Consider the following 23,030-nt stretch of genomic DNA (forward strand, 5'->3'; position numbering starts at 1 on the left):
AAATAATCACTGCCAGCAAAACAATAGAATTGGGAGAAAATTTATGCAGGCTAAAATTATTGCTACTTTAACAGTTGTAGCAGCTATTGTCAGCTTAACAAACTCGGTTTGCGCTCAGTCATTATCTGCGCCTACCGTCAATGAAGAAAGCTATAAAATAACTAGTGATTCTCTAGAAGGAATTGGTACGAGAACAGCAGAAAGTGACTTTATGAAATTCTTTGAAGGAGGAAATATCAACCGCACCTCCAACAACAACCAAACAAATAAGTCACCTTCTGATGGACTGCACTTTAATCGCGCGGTCTTACTACCTAGTACTTCCATTTTCTTACAACCGGCGGCGCAGTCGACAGATGGTAATAATGGATTAGAGGTGCAATTAGATTTAGGGAGTTAAAGCTGATCATCTCCTAATAGAGAATATCTCATATATATAGATGAAAATTGCGATAGTTCAAAGCCCCAGTTTCTTTTGAGTAGCTGGGGTTTCTTTGTTTTCATACGGAGCATTAAGGTATTGAGCGTGGGTTATGGTAGTTTAAAGTTACAGGCATATTATTGCAATATGTAAACTTTACCTCATGACTGGAGAGCAAAACCTTGGGTATAGAACTACGCAGTTTCGTATTTCTTGACAGCTTGCAACCTCAACACGCAGCCTATATGGGAACTGTAGCTCAAGGTTTCTTGCCATTACCAGGAGATACATCACTGTGGATTGAAATCTCTCCTGGTATTGAAATCAATAAAATTACTGATGTAGCGTTGAAAGCTGCCTCTGTGCGTCCCGGAGTCCAAGTAGTTGAGAGATTATATGGTTTATTAGAAGTTCATTCTGGTTCCCAAGGAGAAACACGCACAGCTGGTCAAGCCATTTTGGATATGTTAGGAGTCAGACGAGAAGAATGTCTCAAACCGCGTGTTGTGTCTAGCCAAATCATCCGCAACATCGATGCTTACCAAACACAACTAATAAATCGCACCCGCCGAGGACAGTTGTTACTAGCGGGACAAACCTTGTATGTATTAGAAGTAGAACCAGCTGCTTACGCCGCATTAGCCGCCAATGAAGCAGAAAAAGCAGCATCAATTAATATTCTGGAAGTACAAGCTGTAGGTAGTTTTGGCAGGCTGTATTTAGGTGGACAAGAACAGGATATTCTAGCAGGAGCAAGGGGAGCGTTAACCGCGATTGAAAATGTAGCTGGCCGGACAAATCCCAATAGTGGCCGCCAGGAGTAAAGGAGAGAAAATGGCAAATCAAGAGCATCTGGTTGTATTGAAAGCAGGTGCAGTTACCTGGAGTGAATGGAGACAGAAAAATCCTCAAATTCAACCAGATCTCAGCGCTGCAAACTTGCAAGGAGAAAATCTCAGAGGAGCTAACCTGCAAAAAGTCAACTTGACTAAAGCAGATTTGAGCCAGGCTTTATTAGTGCGTGCTAACCTCAACGGTGCAGATTTGAGTGGTGCAAATCTTTATCATGCCAAGCTAATTGAAGCAAACTTGAGTGCAGCTAACTTGAGTGTGGCTAACTTAAGGGGGGCAACTCTCACACAAGCAGATTTGAGTCATGCCAATTTTATTGGTGCCGACTTAAGTGAAGCAAATTTGAAAGAAAGTGCGATCGCTAATACTATCCTCATCGGCACAAATCTGCAAGATGCTAACCTCAAGGGCGCTGATTTAGGTGCAGCCAAACTCATTCGTGCTAACCTAGCTTATGCAAACTTAATAGAAGCCAACTTGATTGCATCTGACCTCAGCAAAGCCAACCTCTACAAAGCAGATTTAATTGGGGCTTACCTCTACCAAACAAATTTAAGCAATGCTAATCTCAGCTATGCTTACCTAAGTAGCGCATATATGCCGCAAGCAAATCTCAGTGAAGCTGACTTGACAGGCGCAAACTTGAGTTATGCTCACCTTCAAGGAGCCAACTTGGCAGGTGCTAACTTGAATGGCGCTAACCTAACTGGGACTAAACTCCGAGGCGCTAACCTCATCGGTGCAAATCTGGAGAATGCAATTATACCTGATGTATGTCATTAATAGAACTTACGCGCATAACAGCATACAGGTAACAAACTTCCGCCATAAGCGTCAGCCGAACGGTGATAGAATTGACTTAGAAACTGATTGTGCTTGATTAATGTCGTAAAGACAGAGCATTTTTATGTAGCTGATTTAATAAATGCGATCGCTTCTGAGTTAAATAACTGGAAAACCGTCTCAGAAAGTACTCTTGCGACTAACTAAATTTTGATATCCTCCTGCTAACAACGAAAATGTTGTCAGGTAGATTAATGACGCGAATTAATGGATTTCTTGGTCGCCGGAATTTTTTGAGGTTTGCGGGTACAGGTAGTTTAGCGATCGCTGCTACAGCTATTGGTGGTAGTTTAGCAGATAGTATCCAGGCTGATGTCAATCCAGCTAACCCTAATCCAGTTAACCCAACTCAAGCTTTAAAACTTTTGCTGGATGGGAATCAACGATTTATCCAATACAAACGCCAATATCCCCATCAATCATTAGCACGTTTACAATTAGTAGCCAAAGCCCAGTACCCTTTTGCAGCTATTTTAGGTTGTGCTGACTCTAGAGTTCCAGCGGAAATTATTTTCGATCAAGGATTAGGAGATTTATTTGTGGTGCGAGTCGCTGGTAATGTCGCCAGTGATATAGTTATTGGTAGTTTGGAATATACTACAGCTGTATTAGGTACACAGCTAATTGTTGTGTTGGGTCATACAAAATGCGGTGCTGTTGCCGCAGCCATCAAAAACGAACCTATGCCTGGAATGATTGGGCATGTAGCAGAAAGCATCAAACCTGCGTTAACCAACTTAAATTCCACGGATGCAGTAATTGCCAATGTACAGTATCAGGCAAAGAAATTACAACAACATTCAAAAATGTTAAGTCAAATGTTGCAAGCAGGCAAAATCAAAATTATTGGTGCTTGCTACGATATTGATACTGGCAAAATTAATCTCATTCCTTAATTTATAGCTGTATGTAGCAAGCCGATTTAATTGGTGAAAATTGAGACACTCAGAACCCCGACTTTTTCAAAAAGTCGGGGTGCTTGTGATTGAATAATATTTAAGAATACTATAAACCTTACTTATTGCTTTTATGTAAAGAAAATTAACCATAGACTACCACCACACTTAACCATATTATTTTTATATGTAAATTAAATTCAACTGAGATACATGACTCTGATATATTTCAGTTGATGATAAAGATTGAAAATTACTAAGTTAAATCAATTAATTTATCTTTACCTGAAGGACACAATATGCTGCAAGCGATCGCATTTTCAGGCAGAAGATTCAATTGGATTGTGAGTAAACCAACTTAGAAAAAATACACTTTTGGGAGTGAGGTAGATTAATGAGCAGAATTAATGGATTTGTTGGACGGCGAAATTTTTTGAAATTAGCTGGTGTCGGTAGTGTTGCTGTTGGTGCGAGTGCTACTAGTAGTGTAGTTTTGCAGTCAGAACAAGCAGTTGCTCAAAAACCATTGAATTCTGAACCAAAACCTCAACTCAAAGACCCTCAAGAGGCTTTAAAAAGGTTGATAGAAGGTAATCAAAGATTTATAGAAGAAAAACGTCTTAACCCAAATCAGTCAAGATTACGTTTACAAGAAACCTCTCTAGGTCAATATCCGTTTGCAGCAATACTGGGCTGTGCAGATTCTAGAGTTCCAGCTGAAATAGTATTTGATCAAGGATTAGGAGACTTATTTGTCGTCCGGTTAGCTGGTAATGTGGTGAGTCAAGAGGGTGTTGGTAGTCTAGAATTTGCTACTGTGATATTAGGTGCGCCATTAATTGTGGTTCTTGGTCATACAAAATGTGGTGCGGTTTCAGCAGCGGTCAAAGGAGAACCGCTTCCTGGAAGAATCGGAATCTTTGTTGAAGAAATTAAACCAGCTGTAGAACTTGTGAGAGATAAGACAGGTAGTTTAGAAGATAATTCCATTATCTCTAATGTTAAATATCAAGTCAGAAGATTAGAAGAAAGCTCAACGATTTTAAGCAAACTTATCAAAGAAAACAAATTAAAAATTGCTGGCGGTCGTTATGACGTAGCAACAGGGAAAGTCACATTTGTAGCTTAATTTAATCGCCAAACTTTAATCAAGTCAGATTTTGTTAGTAGTGCATGGTAATGATAAAATAAGCAAGAGTAGTTCAAGATAAGAGCTATGTACTACTACCAAAACGATAATGCTATAGATATCGTTAAATATGCTTCTGAATTCTTATTCAATCATGACTAATTTTATACGTCTAGAAGCATTAGGAGAAGCGTTATTAGATTTTTCGACACTGGCGGATTTAGAAGCTTGGTTAAGCCAACCAAGTTGATGAAATATCGCCATTCTCTACTGTGATATTGGCCAAATTTTAATAATATTCTCCGCACTACCGCCACTAGCGATCGCTTGACCATCTGCACTAATAGCAACAGAATAAATATAGCCAGAATCACGTTTTAATGTGCGAATTTCTTGACCAGTCGTGGGATTCCACAATTTAATCGTATTATCACTACTACCACTTGCCAAAATAATACCGTTGGTAGTTTTTCTATAAGCGACAGAATTTACTTTATCAGAATGCTGTCTTAGAGTGCGAATTGTCTCACCTGTCGCTAAATTCCAGAGTTTAATAGTTTTATCTTTACTACCACTCGCCAAAGTTTTGCCATCGGGACTGAAGGCGAGAGAAAGTACTAATTCTGAATGGCCTTCAAGAGTGCGAATTTGTTTCCCAGTTGCCACATTCCAGAGTTTAATAGTTTTATCCCAACTACCACTAGCCAGAGTTTTGCCATCGGGACTGAAGGCTATGGTTGCAACAGCTTGGCTATGTCCTCTAAAAGTGCGAATTAACTTACCAGTTGTCAGGTTCCAGAGTTTGATTGTTTTATCTAAGCTACCACTAGCCAAGGTTTGACCATCGGGACTAAAAGCTACAGTCGCCACTCCGTCAGTATGTCCGGTGAGTGTGCGAATTTCTTCAGTTGTGGCTAGATTCCACAGTTTAATTGTTTTATCTGCACTACCACTAGCGAGAATTTTACCATCAGGATGGAATGCGATCGCCCAAATCCATTTCAAGTGTCCTTTGAGGGTTTGAAGTTCTGTTCCCGTCCCTAGATTCCACAGTTTAATTGTCTTATCATCGCTACCACTAGCCAAAATTTGCCCATTGGGTGCAAAAGCGACAGAATTAACATCACTCGCATGTCCCCTGAAAGTTTGAGGTTGCGCTGCACTTTCTGAGACTTCGGTAGTATTAAGCTTAGGGAATGACTGAAAATACCAAATTCCGCCTAATCCCAAAAGTATCATGACAACATTCACCAGCAATAATTTTTGCAAGTTGTCATTGAGTTTGAGTGCAAATAACCGCTGATGAGTTCCTGGAACTGTGAGTAAAGTTGGCGCTGCTGTCAATAAGCTGGTTGATGTTGGAGATGCTAAAGACTGTTTTTTCAAATCTTGGATAACTTGATCTGCTACTTGATAACGTTGGCAGATATCTGTAGTTAGCAGTTTATCCAAAACTTTACCTAACTTTGAGCCTATGGTGATCCTACCTCTATCTGTACTTGGTAGATATCGTCGCCAATATTTCACCCAACTATAGCCTTGCTGCATCCATAATTTTGATGGTGCATTTCTCGTCAGTAAATAAAAGCAAGTGACACCTAAACTATATAAATCACTGGCTGGGAAAGCTTGACCATCCTGCATTTGTTCGATAGGGGTATAACCATGTGAGCCGATGGTTGTACCTAGTTTAGTTTGAACTGTGGCTGTTAATTGCTTAGATGCACCAAAATCAATTAATACTAGTTTGTCATCACTGCGACGACGAATAATATTTTGTGGTTTAATATCTCGATGAATTACGCCGCGATCGTGAATAAATTTTAGTACAGGCAGTAAATCAAGTAAAACTCTCATAACTTGAGTTTCGTTATAAGTTACTCCTTGCCGTAATTCCTGTAGCAAATTTTGTCCATCTATAAATTGTTGAACTAAAAATAAATAATTATCTTGCTCAAAATAAGCTAATAATGCAGGTATTTGTGGATGTTCTCCTAAATGTTGCAATCGTTGCGCTTCGTCTTGAAATAATTTAATTGCTTTCTTGATTGCAGCAGCTTCTTGAACTTTGGGTGCAAATTGTTTAACTACACACCATTCATTCAGTTTATCTGCATCTTCCGCAAGATAGGTTCTGCCAAATCCGCCTTCATCTGATAGTACTTTAATGACACGATAATGCCCTCTTAATAATCTTACTAATGGTGTATTGCAATTTTGACAATACTGGTTTTCATCAGAATTTAAAGGCTCAGGGCAATCGGGATTCAAGCAGCAGACCATACTGGGAATCCATTTTCTGTTTATATATATGTTAGTTGATGACGTATAATTTTGCTATGAAGCTGCTAGAATTTTCCTAGTAGCTGAGTTATTAATATACACTTATATTAGTAATTATGAATTAATAATACCGTAATTTTATTGATTATTGGTATTATTTTAAGTAGCGTTTATCATTTGTAATGTCTCAATTATATGTTCTCCATACATAACAAAAGCAGTGCTGAGTAATAATTGTGGCAAAAAATCTTAGTTATTTTTTAGCATTATTATTCATTCAATGAAAATATCTATCTACAGGTAGAAAAAATCACAGAGAATTATCAAGAGGAGTGAACTATGGCAGTAAAATATAATCAGCAATCTCCCTTGCGGATGAAATTGAATTTACTTGCTGCTATTAGTAGTTTAGCGATCGCCAGCCATATCCTACCAATCAGCGCTTTAGAAATACCCTCACTCACTAGACAATTTCAACTTGCGAAAACCCCAGATGAACGCCAACCAGAAGCAGTACAACAAGGTATTGAGCAAATTCCCGCTGCGGAACCGCCAGTAAGTCCAAAACCAAATAAATCTATTGATTCACCTTTACCACCGCGTGTCCCACCTGAAGACACCAACCCAAATCCCCAACCAGCACCATCTCCCCAAGGAGAAACTAACCCAACTCCGCAACCATCGCCTGCTAACTCTACTCCTAGACAAACTAATCCAACTCCGCAACCATCAACTCCCAGACAAACTAATCCCACACCGCAACCATCACAAAATCGTTCTACATCTACAACTCCAGGACAAAGACAAACACCAAATAATTCAGGTAGAACCAGAAACCAAAAACCGAGAGGTGTAGCTGCTGCATCCTCTAGAACACCTGCTTATAAAAAAATCAACTTTGTCGATATTGCTTTCGGGATTTTGGATAAAAAAGATTTTCAAGCTCAAGGTAGACCATATCATTTCTACCAATTTGAGGGTAGAGAAAATCAACTGATTCAAATTCGGCTATTGGGTAGTGCAGATCAAAGACGTTCTAACAATTTAAGTTTACGTCCTTATATGTTTCTCCTCGACCCCAATAATAACGTCATCCTCAAACGAGGCGGTGGAGAAACAGATAGAGATGCTTTTATCTTTGCGCGATTACCTGTAGCGGGTACATATACAATAGCAGTCACTAGTCAAAACCCAGGTGATACAGGCCGTTATAGTCTTGCTATCCGAGACGATAGAGCCAGCTATATTTTAGATGAATCTGGAGAACTGAGTCAGCAAAACTTAGTCTTCAAACAAAATGGTACACCCTATAATGTGACACAATTTCAAGGCACAAAAAATCAACTGGTGAGTATTCGTGTAGATAGTGTGAATGAAGAGTTCTCACCTTATATAGTTTTACTTAATTCTCAAGGACAGAGAATTGCTGCTAATAGCGATCGCGATGGTAAATATAGCGCCCTTATTGACCGAGCGAGATTATCCGAAGATGGTATTTATTATATAGTTGTGACCTCTAGTAATCCAACCCAACGCGGTAATTACCGATTAACTTTGTTTTAAAATCGGGTACAAATTAATCAAGCGAACTGTAGTACCTTGCGGGAAAGGGAACCTACGCTTCTACAAGTTTTGGCGAATGTATATATCTTGACAAGCATAGAACTTACGCAAAATACCTCTCAAACTCTCATTTCTCCGTGACCTCTGCGTCTTTGTGGTTCGATTTTCCGTAGCCTGTGTGTGCGTAAGTCCTGAAGCAAAATAATCAGGCAATATCAATATATTGTCAAAATATTGTCAAAAATTCTATTGAGAAATATATCTACATATTCAAATGTATTGATTTATAGACAGTTTTAAAACATAATTTTCTACTATGCGCTCGTTGTTCTTGTAAAACTTGAGACTAACTAGCAAATTTGCTTCATTAAAAATCTCTCGTGTAGGTAAAGTATTATACATTCTAATTGCTGGCGCTGTTTATTTCTCTGCTTTATTTTTGGTGTGGGTGCTTCAAGATGTTCTGGCAATTAAAAGCAAGTTTGCAAAGATCGCAAGTGCAGCATTACTGGGAATTGCTACAAGTATTGGTAGTAAGAAATTTAAATGTGCGTTACCGAGGATCGTTTTTAGGAGTATATTGGTCGCTGCTCAATCCATTACTAATGACAGGAGCGTATACAGCAATTTTTGGCACCGCGTTCGCCTCTTATTATGGCAATTCTATTATCAACTATGTGCTGGCAGTATTCACCGGACTGGTAGTGATTAATTTTTTCTCAGCATCGACAGGTCAAGCCTTATTGAGTGTAGTGAATAATGGAACATTGTTGAACAAAATTAATTTGCCAACCAGTGTTTTTCCCGTATCAATGGTGGTAGCCAATGTCTTTCAGTTTGCAGTCGGAGTATTCCCATTGCTGGCATTAATGACATTAATTAATTCCAAAAGTTTAGTCAATGTATTGGTATTATTTTTACCATTACTGGCGATGGTTCTGGTATCTATTGGAATTAGCTTGCTAGTAAGTGCTTTATTTGTATTTTTTAGAGATTTGCCTTACTTCTATGAATTGGTTATTTTTATACTTTGGTTGAGTAGTCCTATATTTTATCCAGTAGTCATTGTACCAGCAACAGTAAAGACATTGCTGGTACTAAATCCTTTGTTTCCAGTAATTGAAAGTATCCGTCAAATTTCTTTATCAGGAGCAGTTCCAGAAGTTCACCTAATTGTACACTCTCTTTTGAGTGGAGTTATTTTTTTGGCTCTAGGAATAACTTGTTTTCGTTGCTTGCGAACTTCATTCATGGATTTGCTGTAAATGGAAGTCATTCGTCTGAATCAAGTTTCTCTGTGGCGACGGACACAAGAAGAACTTTCTTATGACTTAAAGAAAACTATCTTGTCATTTTTAGAAGGAAAGTATCGTTACCCGGCTAAGAAGTTGGTGCTAGATCAAATTGATTTGGTGGTTAAATCAGGAGAAAAAGTAGGAATTATTGGGGCGAATGGAGCAGGAAAATCTACACTTTTGAAGCTAATCTGTGGAATTTTGCAGCCACAGCAGGGAGTTGTGCGAGTGAAAGGGAACATTGCGCCATTAATTGAGTTAGGCGCAGGGTTCGATCCTGAAATTTCTGTGATGGCTAACATTATCTTTTATGGAGTAATGTTAGGATTCTCACGACAAGAAATGATGAATAGGGCAGCAGCAATTTTAGAGTTTGCAGAGTTGCAAGACTATTCCTTAGTCCCAGTCAAAGTATTGTCATCCGGTATGGTAGCACGGTTAGGTTTTGCGATCGCCACCGATGTGCAACCAGATATTTTGATTCTTGATGAAGTGCTATCTGTTGGGGATGAAAGTTTTAAGAATAAGTCCAAGCAGCGAATTGAAAAGTTTTGGGCTGCGGATACCACAGTTTTATTAGTTTCTCATGATTTGGATTTTATTAGACAGTCGTGTGAATGGGTGATTTGGTTGGATAAGGGAAAAGTGAAGTTAACAGGAGATACCAACCGCGTAGTTGAAGCATACCTGACAACTACAAATAATTCTTAAACTATCAAGATTACTCTCTCAAATTGAGCATTCATAACACTTTTAACTAATTGCTTATAAAGCCAAGTAAATAAATGAATAAATATCCAGATAAAATTGCTTTTTTTTCTTCAGACTTAGAACAAGTAGTGCATCGAGGTATTGCGATTTATACAAAAATGCTTTTAAAATGTGCTGACAATCTTGGATATAAAAACTACTTAATTACAGGAGCAAAATGTACAAAAAGTTATCCTTTAGCGCAACAGATCATTATTGAAAAGCATTTAGAAAATCCATCTAATCATCCTGATATATCTAGGCTAATGGCGCATTGGCTTAAAGGTCAGCTTGGTTTTTCGCATTTAGTAAAAATAGAACGTGAGCGAACTACAGAAACTAGCGATCGCCTGAAATTTTTGCATAACTTGAAGGGATTTTTAAATCAAAAATTAATTTACCAATTAGCACAAAATGTTCAACCAAGACTTTCGGGTAACGCCTATAAACTCAATATTAGTCACAAATTTAATATAGTATTTTGTACATCTCCTGCTAATATTCGTGTTCCACGCCAAACTAAACTTGTACAAACGCTTCATGATATTATGCCGATGACGCGTAATGATCACCCCGATAATACATTTATCTTTTATCGCCGAGTGCAGAATATGTTGCGTCACTCAGATCTGATTCTTAGCGTTTCTGAAACCTCGCGTCAAGATTTGTTAGCGATTTTTCCAGAATATGAACAGAAGATCATCACAGTTTATGAACCACTAGCTGATTTGCCTTTGTTAGCTCTTAAACAAGTCGATGAATCTCTGGTTTTAAAAAAATATCATATCCAACGCCAAAACTACTTGTTATTTGTCAGTTCTTTAGAAAAACGTAAAAATATTTTTCGGCTGATTGAAGCTTACTTAGGAATTCAAGAACAAGTCGGCGTACCTTTGATAATTATCGGAGAAAAAGATGTAGGTAATCCAGAAATTGTCCCATTACTAAATTCGCTAAACTGTGAAAATAAAATTAGGTATTTAGGTTATATATCTGATGTGGAAAAATTTATTTTATTAAGAAATGCTTTGGCTTTTATGTTTCCCTCACTTTATGAAGGGTTTGGATTACCACCTTTAGAAGCAATGCAGGTAGGATGCCCAGTTTTAACATCAAAAGCAGGTTCACTAGCAGAAGTTTGTGCTGATGCTGCATTGTATATAGAAGATCCTCAGAGTACTTTAAATATTGCTCAGGGAATTTTAAAAATAGTCAGAAACCAACCACTACGACAGGAGCTTAGTATGAAAGGATATATTAGAGCTAGTGAATTTAGCTTCGGTAAATATAAACAAAGGCTGAGTAAAATTCTAGAAAATTTGTTAGTTGAATAGAAATCTATCTAAATTAAATAAAATAGCGGTAATCAACACAAAATTCATCAATAGCAATCTCGAATATTTATAATGTTGTCAAATGAGAGTTGTAGTTGCTAGAACTTGTATTCCATTTGTTTTTGGCGGGGCTGAAATCCTGGCTGAAGAATTAGTAAATGCCCTTCAAGTGGCTGGTCATTTAGTCGATACCATTACTATTCCATTTACCAATTATTCACCGGAGAAGCTTCTAGACAATATTCTGGCTTGTCGATTGCTAGAAGTGACTCGTCCTGGAAAACAAGACATTGATCGCTTAATAGCTCTTAATTTTCCTGCTTATTTAATTCCTCATCCAAATAAAGTTATTTGGCTAATTCATCAATATCGAGCAGCTTACGATCTGTGGGATACACCTTTAAGCCATTTACAGCAAGTCTCTGACAATTTACAGATTAGAGCCGCAATTTATCGTGCTGATCAAAACGCATTTTTAGAGAGCCGACAAATTTATACAATTTCTCGTAATGTTTCTTGTAGGTTAAGTGTGTTTAATCACTTAGATTGCCAATATTTATACCATCCTCCACGAAATGCCGATCAATTTTATTGCGATATTCCTAGAGAGTACATTTTTTTTCCAAGTCGAATTACGCAAATTAAGCGTCAAGAGCTAATTATTCAAGCTTTGTTGTGGACAAAACAACCTGTTAAAGTCTTGTTTGCTGGAGCCGCTGATGTTGATGACTATATAAAAACCTTAAAAATTTTAGCTGAGAAATTGCAAGTTAGCGATCGCGCCATATTTCTTGGCAGAATTAGTGAGTCGGAAAAAATTCAGTATTACGCCCAGTCTAGAGGGGTTGTTTATCCTCCAGTAGATGAAGATTATGGTTACGTCACTCTAGAAGCAATGCTATCTGCAAAACCTGTCATTACCTGTACAGATTCAGGAGAACCTGTAGAGTTCGTGCATTCAGGAGAAACTGGTTGGGTAGTAGAACCAACTCCACAAGCACTGGCCGATGCAATGGATAAACTCTGGGTTAATACTCATCAAGCAGCTCAAATGGGTCAACAGGCTCGTGAAAAATATAAAAGCTTGAATATTGATTGGGTAACTGTTGTAGAGAAGTTATTGAAATAAAGATGCAAACACAACTACGTACAAAAAAAAATGATTCATACAATTTAAAAATTAACTGGTTCTCTCCTATACCGCCAGCACCTACAGGCATAGCAGATTACACAGTCAGACTGATGAAAGAGCTTAGTCAGTTTCTAGAAGTAACAATTTGGACAGAACAACAAGTTTACGATCTAGAAATTACCCATTATGCGATTGTCAGAACTTATGATTGTTCTTGCTTCTCTTGTCCGGAATTGCATGAAGCTGACTTAAATATTTACCACGTTGGCAATAATGGAAGTTTTCATACAAATATTTGGCAACTTAGTCAACAATTTCCTGGTTTGGTAGTGCTTCATGATGCAAGACTTCATCATTTATTTGGTGAAATATACAGAGACAAATGGCACGATCAAAAAGCTTATTTACAATTAATGTCTTATTACTATGGTGAGACAGGAAAAAAACTGGCTGAAAGATTTTGGGATAGACAAATCTCTATTGAGTGGATGGCTGAAAATTTTCCTCTGACAGAATTAGCACTTGCAGGATCTCTAGGTGTTGTCGTCCATAATCCAGAAGTAGAGCAAAATCTTCAGCAAAAGTTACAAATACCTGTTCATTATTTGCCACTTTGTTATAATTTCACATCTGTACTTAGATCTGTTGCCCCTCGCACTCTTGAACCTCCATATAAATTAATCACTTTTGGGCATCTGGGTTTGAATCGACGTATAGATCAGATTTTAAAAGCATTACAAACTCTACCGCAAAAACAAGATTTCCATTGGGATATTTACGGGACTGTTTGGGACAAAAAATATTTACAAAAACAAATTTGTACATCAGGATTACAGAATCACGTTAGTGTTCATGGATTTGTACCAGATCAAGTTTTGCATGAAGCATTAAGCCAAGCTCATTTAGCAATTAACCTCCGCTATCCATCTATGGGCGAAGCATCCTTATCTCAGCTATGGATTTGGTATCACGCTTTGCCTAGCCTAGTCACAGATATAAGTTGGTATCACCATTTACCATCCGATACAGTCGCTAAAGTGCGTCTAGAGTGTGAAATTCAAGATATTCAAGCTCATTTACAAAACTTTCATGCTCATCCTGATGCTTTTGTGGAAATGGGACTGAGAGGAAAAGCATTACTAGAAAAGCAGCATTTACCATCAACTTATGCAAAACAACTTGTGCAAATTATCTCCACCATGACTGCGTCCTATCAATTATCTTCTAACCCGCTCGTGAAAGACTATTTTGCTAAAAGAGTTAGTCAAGAGTTTCCAGAAATCTCAGAAAATCTTTGGCTGTATTCAAATGCTAATGGAATTAACCAGGCAATCCGCTTTATTACTTCTTAAATTTTACTTTGATTTTCTTGGTATTCAGCAATTTGAAGAAGTACAGTTTCTGGTGTAAGCAAAAGTTTGTTTATTATATGTTTTCTGAAAAAAATGTAAAAATCGCCAAATATCTAGCTATTTTTCTCAAAGATATTGATAATATTAATATCCAAAAAGGACTTGATGATTTGCAGATTTATAGTTTTCAAGGTATCCGCTATATTTCAGAGGAAGTGTTTGCTAATCATCAATACTTATCAACTTTTATCAAAAATGTTCAAGATTATATTAAATCAACTACTTTAATTGAAGAAGACTCAGAAATTGCCTGCGATTTTTTTATTACCTTTTTGTACAATATATTTCTAAGTCGAAACCCAGAGAATCAATTTGTTATTCAGCCTTGTGTTGAGGTAGCTATTAAACAAAAAATATGCGCTTTCTTCCACTCACAAGATTTTTTAGAAAAAACTGCCAAATCCTTAAAATTTGAATACAGATACCAAAAGTATAATAAAGAGAATATATTGCTCATAGGTAATTGCCAAGCAGAGGAATTATTCAGAGTACTTAGTATCTTTCAGGACAATTTTAATGTTTTTGCAATCCTATTTGATTTGTGAACATCTAAAGAATAGTAATAAAATATGCGATCGCCAGATGAAACAGAGCTTTTTGTTTTATGTCTCTCAAAGATCATCTTGCCGATAGAAAAACTAACTAAAAAAATACTCTGCGCTTCTTTGCGTGAACCTTTGCGTACCTCTGCGTTAAAAAAACTTACTTCTGATTCCCACTTGGTATTAAAACCCCATGTTTCGGACTAAATAATAAAGCCAAAACAAATAACCCTGATACTACCAAAACAATCGCCGGGCCGGAAGGCAAATTATAAAAGTAGCTGAGATACATCCCGCTGATACTGGAAAATACACCAATCACAGCGCCGACAATCATCACTTCGTGTAAGCGTTTGACTAATAAATAAGCTGTCGCACCAGGGGTAATTAACAGCGATAGGACTAAAATTACACCGACAGCTTTCATACTGGCGACAATTGTTAAAGCAATCAGCAACATCAAACCAAAGTTTAACCGATTGACTGGTAAACCTGCGGCTTGAGCGCCTAAAGGGTCAAAGGTGTAAAATAAAAGCTCTTTGTAGATTAAAATAACTACTACTAAAACAATCATGGCGATAATGGCTGTATCTCGCACTTCGTCAACGGTAACGCCGAGAATATTGCCGAAAAGAAAGTGATTTAAGTCGATTTTATTATCTTTTTGAACAACCGTAATTAAGGTAATCCCAAGGGCGAAGAAGGCAGAAAAAACTATCCCCATTGCTGCGTCTTCTTTGATTGGCGATCGCGTTCTAATCCAGGAGATCGCCATTGTACTCAAAACCCCGGCGATAAATGCGCCAACAAAGATATTTGCGCCGATCATAAAGGCGATCGCTAATCCTGGTAAAACAGAATGACTGATAGCATCGCCTAGCAGTGCGAGTCGTTGCACCATTAAGTAACTACCGACAACTGCACACAACAAACCAACTAAAATTGCAATGATGAGCGATCGCTGCATGAAGCCGTATTGTAACGGCTCGATTAGTGCTTCTAGCATAAAGATTTAAACGAACCGCAGAGAGAAGTTGCGTGCGGGGGTTCCCCCCGTTGAGCAAACTTCAGTGGGCGCAGAGGACACGGAGAAAGAGAGTTTAGGCAGCGTCGGAGAAGTACATAACTTTACCGCCGTAAGCTAGATGGAGGTTTTGTTCGGTGAGGACTTGTTGTCGGGAACCTGTGGCGATTAATTCGCGGTTGAGTAAAATCAAGTCATCAAAATGGGTGATGGATTCGCCTAAGTCGTGGTTGACGACTAGGACGATTTTATTTTCGGCGGCGAGTTCTTGGAAGACTTCAAAAACTACGGCTTGGGTTTTTTGATCAATTCCTACCAATGGTTCGTCAAAACAGAATATGTCTGCTTGTTGTGTCAAGGCGCGGGCTAAAAAGACTCGTTGTTGTTGTCCCCCTGATAATTGTCCTATAGGGCGATCGCGGAAATCACTCATCCCCACTCTTTCTAGGGCGCTGTTGGCGATTTGGCGGCTAACTCCTGAAAAACTTCGCAACCAGCCTGTTTTTTTCACCCGTCCCATCATCACGACATCCCAAACGGTGGCGGGATAAGTCCAATCAATTTGGCTGCGTTGGGGTACATACGCAACTTTTGACCTTTGCTGCATTAAGGGTTGGTTTTGGTACATTACCATCCCACTACTAACAGGAACCAAGCCCAACATTGCTTTCATCAGGGTACTTTTACCAGCACCATTCGGGCCAAAAATCCCTGTCAGTCTCCCCGATTTAATTACACAGTTAATATCCCTCAAGGCTTCTTGAGTCCGGTAGTGTACCCCCAAATGGGCGATAGAAATTGCATCGGGGGAATTTATATCCATAGCTTTGATATACGATGCAGAACTTTCACCAATCTTTTGGGTATGTCCCAAGTTGGCGTAAAAAGAAACGTTTTCCATAAGGGTATTTTCATATTTATTACTTGAGCTTACTACAAAAATGAGAGAAATATGAAAAAATCTATAATAAGCAATAATATTGTAGATAAATGAATCTAATACTTGAGATAGAGAACACCTGGATCTCTGATAATCGAATAATCCCCAGACAGAAAAAAGTTAGTTTTAGCTTAGTTTCTCGGCTGTGTCTGGGAATGCTTTTGCCATTGGCTTTATTTAGTTGTAGTCAAAACAACACCAACTCCACAACTGCCAAAAGTAGTGATAAACCGTCGGTTGTGGCCACTAGCACCATCATTGCAGACTTAACCCAAGAAGTTGGCGGTGAGGAAATTCAACTCAAGGGAATCCTCCAACCGGGTGCTGATCCCCATGTTTATGAACCAGTTCCCGCAGATAGTCGGTTTTTGGAAAAAGCAGACTTAATTTTGTATAACGGTTACAACTTAGAACCAGGGCTAATTAAGTTAATGAATGCGGCGGGAAAAGGTCGGAAAGTTGCTGTGGGGGAAATAGTCAAACCTTTAGAATTAGATAAAGGTAAAGGTGAAATCGTACCAGATCCCCATGTTTGGGGAAGTGCGGAAAATGCAGCCGCAATGGTTAACGTGATTCGAGATGCGTTGATAGAGTTATCGCCAGCCGATAAAGCAAAATTTACCCAAAATGCAGCAGAATTAACGGCTGAATTAAAACAACTGCATACATGGATAAATCAACAGATTCAAACTATTCCGCCAGATAAACGCCGACTAATTACCACCCATGATGCCTTTCAATATTATGGACGTGCATACAAAATTGCGATCGCCGGAACTTTAATTGGTATCAGCACCGAAGAACAACCAAGCGCCCAAACTGTACAAAGATTGGTAGAATCGGTAAAACAAACAGGCGTACCCGCAATTTTTGCCGAAACTACCATTAATCCCACCTTAATTAAAACTGTAGCTCAAGAAGCTGGCGTAAAACTAGCACCGCATCAACTCTACTCTGATTCAATTGGTGCAAAAGGCAGTGATGGTGAAACATACATCAAAATGATGGAGGCAAATACACGCGCCATTGTTGAAGCTTTGGGAGGTAGATATACACCATTTCAACTAATTAAAAAGATAGAAACTAAACCTCAAAAATAAATATAGCGATTTTCACTTGGGTAGAATACAAATTCATCCGCGTTCATCTGCGGTTAATTATTTTTTTACTGTACCTAATTGAGTCGATAACTGCTATATTTACTACTCCCTACTGCCTACTCCCTTTAATTTCAGGACTTACGCACAGACTACGAAAAATCGAACCACAGAGACGCAGAGGACACGGAGGAATGAGAGCTTGAGAGAGTTCTTGCGTAAGTCCTAAATTTCATCAGAAACTCTCTCGGAAGAAAGACAGCATCATGGCTTTAATTTTATAAATTGGGTTAGTGAATACATACTTTTAATTTGTGAAATAGCCATGACTAAAGAACTAGAAAATCAAAATAATCAACCTGCAAATAGTCAAGCAGAGATTGAACAGCCTGTAAGCAAAGATTGGCATTCCCGCGAAGAACCAACAGCTAAAGAAAGAAACTTAACAGCAAATCCTGGGGACAGAATCTCAGATAAACCTGAATCTGTTGAAGAGAAAGCAAAACAGGTTGCTGTGGATTCACCAGATATCACAGGCGATCATATTACAGTTCCGACATACTTTGTTGTGGAAGAACCCAACGGTGAGAAAAAAGCACTGCATCATGTGAAAGATGCGGAAGAAATTTCTGATGTAATTCGTCAAGCCAGAGTTGACGAAAATGGTAATCGGATTTGGTGGTAATAGTTGACTCTGTTAATGTTAACTAGATAGAGGCTAAGAATTGATAGGCTCAGATCCCCGGCTTTTTTGAGAAGTCGGGGATCTTGTTGTTTACAAATGATTGAGGACTACTATAGTTTTATACAGCATGAGAATCTGGCTGTTTGCGCCATTGGCGTTTTTTCATCAAGCTTTGCCAAGATTCCATATATGTATAGAACACAGGTGTTAAATACAGGGTGAGAAATTGGGAAAACAGCAATCCTCCAACCACGGCTAAACCCAGGGGACGGCGTGTATCTCCGCCTGCACCCAACCCAAGGGCGATGGGTAAAGTTCCCATCAAAGCTGCCATTGTAGTCATCATGATTGGGCGAAACCTGACGACACAAGCTTCATAGATGGCACCGTAGGGAGTTTTACCGCTTTGCCGGGCTTCAATGGCGAAGTCCACCATCATAATGCCGTTTTTCTTCACAATCCCAATCAGCAAAATAATGCCGACAAAGGCGTAAATATTCAAGTCAACTTGGAATAATAATAAGCTTAACAACGCCCCAAATCCAGCGGAAGGCAAACTCGAAAGAATTGTCAAAGGGTGGATAAAGTTCTCATATAGAATTCCCAACACAATATAAATTACTAAAATCGCCACTAGTAGCAATAATCCTAACCCTTGTAAGGAAGACTGAAACGCCTGTGCAGAACCTTGGAAACCTGTAGTAATACTGGCGGGTAATGTTTGACGGGCAATGTGTTCAATTTTATCTGTGACGCTACCCAGTGATACTCCGGGTTTGAGGTTAAAGGAAATAGTTACCGAAGCTAACTGTCCTGAGTGGTTAATAGTCAACGGCCCCACACCTTTGGAGATACTGGCGACGGCATTTAATGGTACTAGTTGTCCATTGGGGGAGTGAATTGACAGCAATTCTAAGGCGCTGGGGTCTCCCTGATATTTGGGTTCGACTCCCATAATCACTTGATATTGGCTATCGGAGGCGTAAATTGTGGAAACTTGCCGTGTACCGTAGGCATTACTCAGGGCAGTTTCGATTTGTTCGGCAGTTAGCCCCATAGATGCCGCTTGATCACGGTTGATGTCAACTTGCACTTGGGGGTTTTTGATTTGCAAATCACTGTTGACATCTTGTAAATCAGGTAGCCCTCGGAGTTTTTCTTCTAATGTTGGCGCATATTGATATAAATCTTGAATATTCGGACTTTGTAAGGTGAATTGATATTGAGCTTTGCTTTGTTGTCCACCAATATTAATCGCTGGTGGGTTTTGCAAGAAAACCTTCATCCCAGGGATGCGTGATAGCTTGGGGCGCAGTTCTTGGACAATTTCATCAGCACTCAGTTTGCGTTCTTCGCGGGGTTTGAGACTGATAAATAAGCGTCCGGTATTACTAGAAGAATTTGCGCCACCTGCACCAACACTGGAGTTAATCGCTGCGATGTTGGGGTCACGATCTGCGATCGCCGCTACAGCCTGTTGATGTTTTACCATTTCAGCAAAGGAGATATCTTCGGCGGCTTGGGTGGAGGCGGTGATTTGTCCGACATCCGCAGTGGGAATAAAGCCTTTCGGCACAACCATAAATAAATAAACCGTAGCCACAACAATAGCCCCAGAGATAAACATTGTTGTACGGTGATATTTAAGCGATCGCTTTAAACTCCACTCATACCCACCCAAAATCACATCGAAAAATTTTTCGGAAGTATTATAAAGTCCCCGGTTAAATCTTTGAATTCTGCCTTTGAAACCTTTTTTCACTGGTTCTCCTTTGTCTGCTTGCTGGTGATGGGGTGGAAGCAAGAATCGAGAACACAGCATTGGTGTCAAACTCAGAGAAATTATTCCCGATACCAAAATTGCCACGCTGATAGTTACAGCAAACTCGCGGAATAATCGCCCTAAAATTCCGCCCATAAACAGCACGGGAATAAATACGGCGACTAAAGAAATGGTCATGGACAAAATTGTAAAGCCAATTTCCCGTGAACCATTTAACGCAGCCTCTAACCGACTTTCACCCATCTCCATGTGACGGACGATATTTTCTAGCATGACTACCGCATCATCCACCACGAAACCGACGGAGAGAGTTAACGCCATCAAGGACAAGTTATCCAGGGAGAAGCCCAGCAGTAGCATCACGCCAAGGGTGGCAACTAAAGATAGTGGTACTGCCAAACTCGGTATAATTGTCGCCCGGAGGTTGCGAAGAAAGAGGAAAATTACCAACACAACCAAACCAATAGTCAGCAGTAGCGTAAACTGGACATCATCGACCGATTCACGAATGGCTTGAGAGCGATCGTAGAGAATCTCCATATTCACGGCTGCGGGGATTTGTTCGTGGAATTTCGGCAGCAGTTTTTTAATCGCCTCGACGACTTCAACGGTATTGGTTCCTGGTTGCTTTTGAATGGCTAGAACAATTGCCCGCACACCAGAATGAGATTTTTGCTTCGGCTTTTGGGTCTTGCTAAAATACCAACTTGCAACCTTGTCATTTTCTACACTATCCAAGACTTGGGCAACTTCTCCGAGTTGGACTGGCGCACCGCCTTGATAACTGACAATTAAAGAACGATAGGCAGCCGCATCATTAAGTTGTCCGTTGGCTTGAATGGTAAAATTTTGTTCTTGCCCATAAAGTGTCCCCGTAGGGATGTTGGCATTTCCTTTACTAATAGCGTCCGCAACTTCATCTACACCTATACCTTTAGCACTGAGAGATTCCGGGTCAAGCAAAACTCTCACGGCGTACTTTTGCGAACCGTAGACTTGCACCTGTGCCACACCATTGACCATTGATAAACGTTGTGCCAGTTGGGTTTCTGCATACTTGTCTACAGTGGACAGGGGCAGAACAGCAGAATTCAGGGAGATGTAGAGGATGGGCTGATCTGCGGGGTTTACCTTGCGATAGGATGGGGGGCTGGGCATATCCGCAGGTAATTGCCGAGTTGCTTTAGCGATCGCAGCTTGCACATCTTGGGCAGCCCCGTCAATATCTCGACTTAAATCAAATTGCAGTGTTACCTGACTACTACCCAAAGAACTAGTCGAGTTCATGGAACTCAAACCAGCAATACTCGAAAATTGCGCTTCTAAAGGTGTCGCCACCGATGCCGCCATTGTTTCTGGATTCGCCCCAGGCAAGTTAGCACTCACCTGAATTGTGGGAAAATCCACATTCGGCAAGTCACTCACAGGCAACATTCGGTAACTCATCAGCCCGAAAATCAACACGCCAACCATTACCAAAGTCGTCATGATTGGGCGACGAATAAATAACTCGGAAATATTCATAGATTTTCCTATTTCTTATAGCCAAGAGCATTTGGATAGAAAGTTATGAATGTCAGTAAGAGGAATTTTTACCTCCTGCCTCCTGCCTCCTGCCCTCTGCCTCCTGTCAATCCCTGCTTAACTTGCACTTCTGCCCCTGGTACAAGGTTGAATTGTCCATCGATGACTACTTGTTCACCTGGTTTGATGCCTTGGGCGATCGCAGTTTCATTATTGACAGCATCTCCCACAACTACAGGACGCATATCTACTGTGTTATCTGGTTTAACTACATACACAAATTGCTGTTGTTGTCCAGCTTGAATGGCTTTGGTTGGTACAGTTACAGCATTGGGTATCTCGGATAATTTGAGAACAACATTCACAAATTGCCCTGGTAACAATCGCTCGTCGTTATTACTAAATGTGCCTTTGAGTTGAATTGTGCCAGTTTGAGTATTTACGCCACTGTCAACAAAAGTTAAATAACCATGTACAGGATTACCTGAATCTTTGGGGGGGATGACATCAACTTCTAATTTGTGGTTGCTGGTGTACTTTTTCAAGTCTGGCAACATTCGCTGCGGAATCGAGAAGTTAACGTAAATCGGGTGAATCTGGCTGATGGTAATTAGAGGATCTGTGGAATTAGCAGTAACTAAATTACCTTGATTTAACTTGAGGCTGCCCGTGCGCCCAGTAATTGGCGAATAAATAGAACTATAAGAAAGCTGGACTTTAGCATTATCAATAGCGGCTTCGTCTGCGACTACTGCGGCTTGAACATTTTTTACATCTGCTTGGGCGGCGACTACGGCTGCTTGGGCGTTAGCCACTGCATCTTGGTCTGCTTTGACTGTTGCTGTTTGAGCAACTGCACTTGTTTGGTATTGTTCAGACTGCTCTTTACTAATTGCACCTTGTTGCAGTAACCCTGCATAGCGTTGTGCCTGGACATTGGCATTATTTGCCTGGGCTACATCTTTGAGGACTGTGGCTTTGGCTTGGTTAACTTGGGCGATCGCTTTGTTAACATTAGCCTCGGACTGCTTGACTAATGCTTCGTCTTTGGCTTTCGCCGCCATTGCTTGCATCAGTGCTGCTTGCTGGGGACGAGAATCGATCCGAAACAGCAAATCCCCTTTTTTGATGTTCTGTCCTTGGCGGAAATACACTCTCGTTAACTGTCCCCCAATCTGTGACTTGACAGAAACAGTTGAATATGCTTCTACTGTACCTGTAGCCTTGATGAAAATTGGGATTGTTTTTTGAGTAGCAGTAGCCACCATAACAGGAACAGGTCGTTTTTTACCCACATCTTTTCCTGTTGATTGAGCTTCGGAAGCTCGACCACAAGCCGAACACAAATAAGCCAAACTTAATATTAGTAACCATAACTGCCTTGTGGGCAGCCAGTGGCGATCGCTCAAACTCTTGGGCAAAAGTTGCCACACAGGATTTTTAATCAAGACAGAAGCTAAACGGCTCATATTCACACACAGTGGCTGGTGTTTTCCGCAAAAATGTTTAGTTTGTTAGATAAACT

At 39.8% G+C, this 23,030-nt stretch carries 20 protein-coding genes; 15 read left to right on the forward strand and 5 right to left on the reverse strand.

Annotation, left to right across the window (positions count from 1 at the left end; all coding sequences use genetic code 11):
* The first annotated feature begins 43 nt into the window (after positions 1 to 43).
* The 6 genes from NOS7107_RS05365 (at position 44) to NOS7107_RS27590 (ending at position 4,391) form a co-directional block, all read left to right on the forward strand.
* The gene (locus NOS7107_RS05365) at positions 44 to 400 is read left to right on the forward strand and encodes a hypothetical protein (protein ID WP_015111967.1); all 357 of its coding nucleotides are present in this window, start codon (positions 44 to 46) and stop codon (positions 398 to 400) included.
* A gap of 203 nt (positions 401 to 603) precedes the next feature.
* Complete coding sequence (locus tag NOS7107_RS05370) at positions 604 to 1,245, forward strand: microcompartments protein (RefSeq protein WP_015111968.1); 642 nt, start codon at positions 604 to 606, stop codon at positions 1,243 to 1,245.
* Positions 1,246 to 1,255: 10 nt separating this feature from the next.
* Entirely contained in the window at positions 1,256 to 2,056 is an 801-nt protein-coding gene (locus NOS7107_RS05375) for a pentapeptide repeat-containing protein (protein ID WP_015111969.1), read from the forward strand.
* 254 nt (positions 2,057 to 2,310) lie between these two features.
* A complete protein-coding gene (locus NOS7107_RS05380; protein WP_044500532.1) occupies positions 2,311 to 3,012 on the forward strand; it encodes a carbonic anhydrase in 702 nt (233 codons plus the stop codon).
* A gap of 394 nt (positions 3,013 to 3,406) precedes the next feature.
* Positions 3,407 to 4,141 carry a carbonic anhydrase gene (locus NOS7107_RS05385; protein WP_015111971.1) on the forward strand — a complete coding sequence of 245 codons (735 nt, stop codon included), beginning with the start codon at positions 3,407 to 3,409 and terminating at the stop codon, positions 4,139 to 4,141.
* Positions 4,142 to 4,295: 154 nt separating this feature from the next.
* Entirely contained in the window at positions 4,296 to 4,391 is a 96-nt protein-coding gene (locus NOS7107_RS27590) for a DUF4351 domain-containing protein (protein ID WP_253274514.1), read from the forward strand.
* A 17-nt stretch (positions 4,392 to 4,408) separates the two neighbouring features.
* Here the strand turns inward: NOS7107_RS27590 and NOS7107_RS05390 are convergent, their stop codons facing one another.
* Positions 4,409 to 6,424, reverse strand: coding sequence for a serine/threonine-protein kinase (locus tag NOS7107_RS05390; protein WP_015111972.1), 2,016 nt, complete (start codon positions 6,422 to 6,424; stop codon positions 4,409 to 4,411).
* A 339-nt stretch (positions 6,425 to 6,763) separates the two neighbouring features.
* On the opposite strand from NOS7107_RS05390, the gene NOS7107_RS05395 reads away from it, so the two are divergent.
* The 7 genes from NOS7107_RS05395 to NOS7107_RS05425 all read left to right on the forward strand — a co-directional run bounded on the left by NOS7107_RS05395 (position 6,764) and on the right by NOS7107_RS05425 (position 14,455).
* Positions 6,764 to 7,987: a PPC domain-containing protein gene (locus NOS7107_RS05395; protein ID WP_015111973.1), complete on the forward strand. Its 1,224-nt coding sequence runs from the start codon at positions 6,764 to 6,766 to the stop codon at positions 7,985 to 7,987.
* 458 nt (positions 7,988 to 8,445) lie between these two features.
* Complete coding sequence (locus tag NOS7107_RS05400) at positions 8,446 to 9,252, forward strand: ABC transporter permease (RefSeq protein ID WP_015111974.1); 807 nt, start codon at positions 8,446 to 8,448, stop codon at positions 9,250 to 9,252.
* Complete coding sequence (locus NOS7107_RS05405; RefSeq protein ID WP_015111975.1) at positions 9,253 to 9,993, forward strand: ABC transporter ATP-binding protein; 741 nt, start codon at positions 9,253 to 9,255, stop codon at positions 9,991 to 9,993. It abuts the gene before it with no gap.
* Between the two features lie 74 nt (positions 9,994 to 10,067).
* Positions 10,068 to 11,366, forward strand: coding sequence for a glycosyltransferase family 1 protein (locus NOS7107_RS05410; protein ID WP_015111976.1), 1,299 nt, complete (start codon positions 10,068 to 10,070; stop codon positions 11,364 to 11,366).
* 82 nt (positions 11,367 to 11,448) lie between these two features.
* Complete coding sequence (locus NOS7107_RS05415) at positions 11,449 to 12,495, forward strand: glycosyltransferase family 4 protein (RefSeq protein ID WP_015111977.1); 1,047 nt, start codon at positions 11,449 to 11,451, stop codon at positions 12,493 to 12,495.
* 2 nt (positions 12,496 to 12,497) lie between these two features.
* Positions 12,498 to 13,850, forward strand: a complete 1,353-nt coding sequence (locus NOS7107_RS05420) for a glycosyltransferase (RefSeq protein ID WP_015111978.1) — start codon at positions 12,498 to 12,500, stop codon at positions 13,848 to 13,850.
* Positions 13,851 to 13,927: 77 nt separating this feature from the next.
* Positions 13,928 to 14,455 carry a hypothetical protein gene (locus NOS7107_RS05425; RefSeq protein WP_015111979.1) on the forward strand — a complete coding sequence of 176 codons (528 nt, stop codon included), beginning with the start codon at positions 13,928 to 13,930 and terminating at the stop codon, positions 14,453 to 14,455.
* A 157-nt stretch (positions 14,456 to 14,612) separates the two neighbouring features.
* Here the strand turns inward: NOS7107_RS05425 and NOS7107_RS05430 are convergent, their stop codons facing one another.
* Together NOS7107_RS05430 and NOS7107_RS05435 are read right to left on the reverse strand one after the other, a co-directional pair.
* A complete protein-coding gene (locus NOS7107_RS05430) occupies positions 14,613 to 15,458 on the reverse strand; it encodes a metal ABC transporter permease (RefSeq protein WP_015111980.1) in 846 nt (281 codons plus the stop codon).
* Between the two features lie 94 nt (positions 15,459 to 15,552).
* On the reverse strand, positions 15,553 to 16,299 hold the full coding sequence (locus tag NOS7107_RS05435) for a metal ABC transporter ATP-binding protein (protein WP_044500534.1): 747 nt from the start codon (positions 16,297 to 16,299) through the stop codon (positions 15,553 to 15,555).
* A gap of 272 nt (positions 16,300 to 16,571) precedes the next feature.
* Between NOS7107_RS05435 and NOS7107_RS05440 the strand changes: the two genes are divergently transcribed.
* Together NOS7107_RS05440 and NOS7107_RS05445 are read left to right on the forward strand one after the other, a co-directional pair.
* Complete coding sequence (locus NOS7107_RS05440; RefSeq protein WP_253274552.1) at positions 16,572 to 17,516, forward strand: metal ABC transporter substrate-binding protein; 945 nt, start codon at positions 16,572 to 16,574, stop codon at positions 17,514 to 17,516.
* Between the two features lie 322 nt (positions 17,517 to 17,838).
* Complete coding sequence (locus tag NOS7107_RS05445) at positions 17,839 to 18,198, forward strand: hypothetical protein (RefSeq protein WP_015111983.1); 360 nt, start codon at positions 17,839 to 17,841, stop codon at positions 18,196 to 18,198.
* Between the two features lie 118 nt (positions 18,199 to 18,316).
* Here the strand turns inward: NOS7107_RS05445 and NOS7107_RS05450 are convergent, their stop codons facing one another.
* Positions 18,317 to 21,505, reverse strand: a complete 3,189-nt coding sequence (locus NOS7107_RS05450) for an efflux RND transporter permease subunit (RefSeq protein ID WP_015111984.1) — start codon at positions 21,503 to 21,505, stop codon at positions 18,317 to 18,319.
* A gap of 68 nt (positions 21,506 to 21,573) precedes the next feature.
* Positions 21,574 to 22,974, reverse strand: coding sequence for an efflux RND transporter periplasmic adaptor subunit (locus NOS7107_RS05455; RefSeq protein ID WP_015111985.1), 1,401 nt, complete (start codon positions 22,972 to 22,974; stop codon positions 21,574 to 21,576).
* Between the last annotated feature and the right edge of the window lie 56 nt (positions 22,975 to 23,030).

The organism is Nostoc sp. PCC 7107 (genome assembly GCF_000316625.1).
Classification (GTDB): Bacteria; Cyanobacteriota; Cyanobacteriia; order Cyanobacteriales; family Nostocaceae; genus Nostoc_B.

Bases quoted from the DNA above. Each gene is read 5' to 3' on its own strand.
- NOS7107_RS05400 (WP_015111974.1), top strand. From the start codon at position 8,446: ATGTTCTGGCAATTAAAAGCAAGTTTGCAAAGATCGCAAGTGCAGCAT.
- NOS7107_RS05450 (WP_015111984.1), bottom strand. From the start codon at position 21,505: ATGAATATTTCCGAGTTATTTATTCGTCGCCCAATCATGACGACTTTG.
- NOS7107_RS05375 (WP_015111969.1), top strand. From the start codon at position 1,256: ATGGCAAATCAAGAGCATCTGGTTGTATTGAAAGCAGGTGCAGTTACC.
- NOS7107_RS05395 (WP_015111973.1), top strand. From the start codon at position 6,764: ATGGCAGTAAAATATAATCAGCAATCTCCCTTGCGGATGAAATTGAAT.
- NOS7107_RS05415 (WP_015111977.1), top strand. From the start codon at position 11,449: ATGAGAGTTGTAGTTGCTAGAACTTGTATTCCATTTGTTTTTGGCGGG.
- NOS7107_RS05425 (WP_015111979.1), top strand. From the start codon at position 13,928: ATGTTTTCTGAAAAAAATGTAAAAATCGCCAAATATCTAGCTATTTTT.
- NOS7107_RS05435 (WP_044500534.1), bottom strand. From the start codon at position 16,299: ATGGATATAAATTCCCCCGATGCAATTTCTATCGCCCATTTGGGGGTA.
- NOS7107_RS05365 (WP_015111967.1), top strand. From the start codon at position 44: ATGCAGGCTAAAATTATTGCTACTTTAACAGTTGTAGCAGCTATTGTC.
- NOS7107_RS05445 (WP_015111983.1), top strand. From the start codon at position 17,839: ATGACTAAAGAACTAGAAAATCAAAATAATCAACCTGCAAATAGTCAA.
- NOS7107_RS05440 (WP_253274552.1), top strand. From the start codon at position 16,572: ATGCTTTTGCCATTGGCTTTATTTAGTTGTAGTCAAAACAACACCAAC.
- NOS7107_RS05420 (WP_015111978.1), top strand. From the start codon at position 12,498: ATGCAAACACAACTACGTACAAAAAAAAATGATTCATACAATTTAAAA.
- NOS7107_RS05455 (WP_015111985.1), bottom strand. From the start codon at position 22,974: ATGAGCCGTTTAGCTTCTGTCTTGATTAAAAATCCTGTGTGGCAACTT.
- NOS7107_RS05430 (WP_015111980.1), bottom strand. From the start codon at position 15,458: ATGCTAGAAGCACTAATCGAGCCGTTACAATACGGCTTCATGCAGCGA.
- NOS7107_RS05410 (WP_015111976.1), top strand. From the start codon at position 10,068: ATGAATAAATATCCAGATAAAATTGCTTTTTTTTCTTCAGACTTAGAA.
- NOS7107_RS27590 (WP_253274514.1), top strand. From the start codon at position 4,296: ATGACTAATTTTATACGTCTAGAAGCATTAGGAGAAGCGTTATTAGAT.
- NOS7107_RS05390 (WP_015111972.1), bottom strand. From the start codon at position 6,424: ATGGTCTGCTGCTTGAATCCCGATTGCCCTGAGCCTTTAAATTCTGAT.
- NOS7107_RS05405 (WP_015111975.1), top strand. From the start codon at position 9,253: ATGGAAGTCATTCGTCTGAATCAAGTTTCTCTGTGGCGACGGACACAA.
- NOS7107_RS05380 (WP_044500532.1), top strand. From the start codon at position 2,311: ATGACGCGAATTAATGGATTTCTTGGTCGCCGGAATTTTTTGAGGTTT.
- NOS7107_RS05385 (WP_015111971.1), top strand. From the start codon at position 3,407: ATGAGCAGAATTAATGGATTTGTTGGACGGCGAAATTTTTTGAAATTA.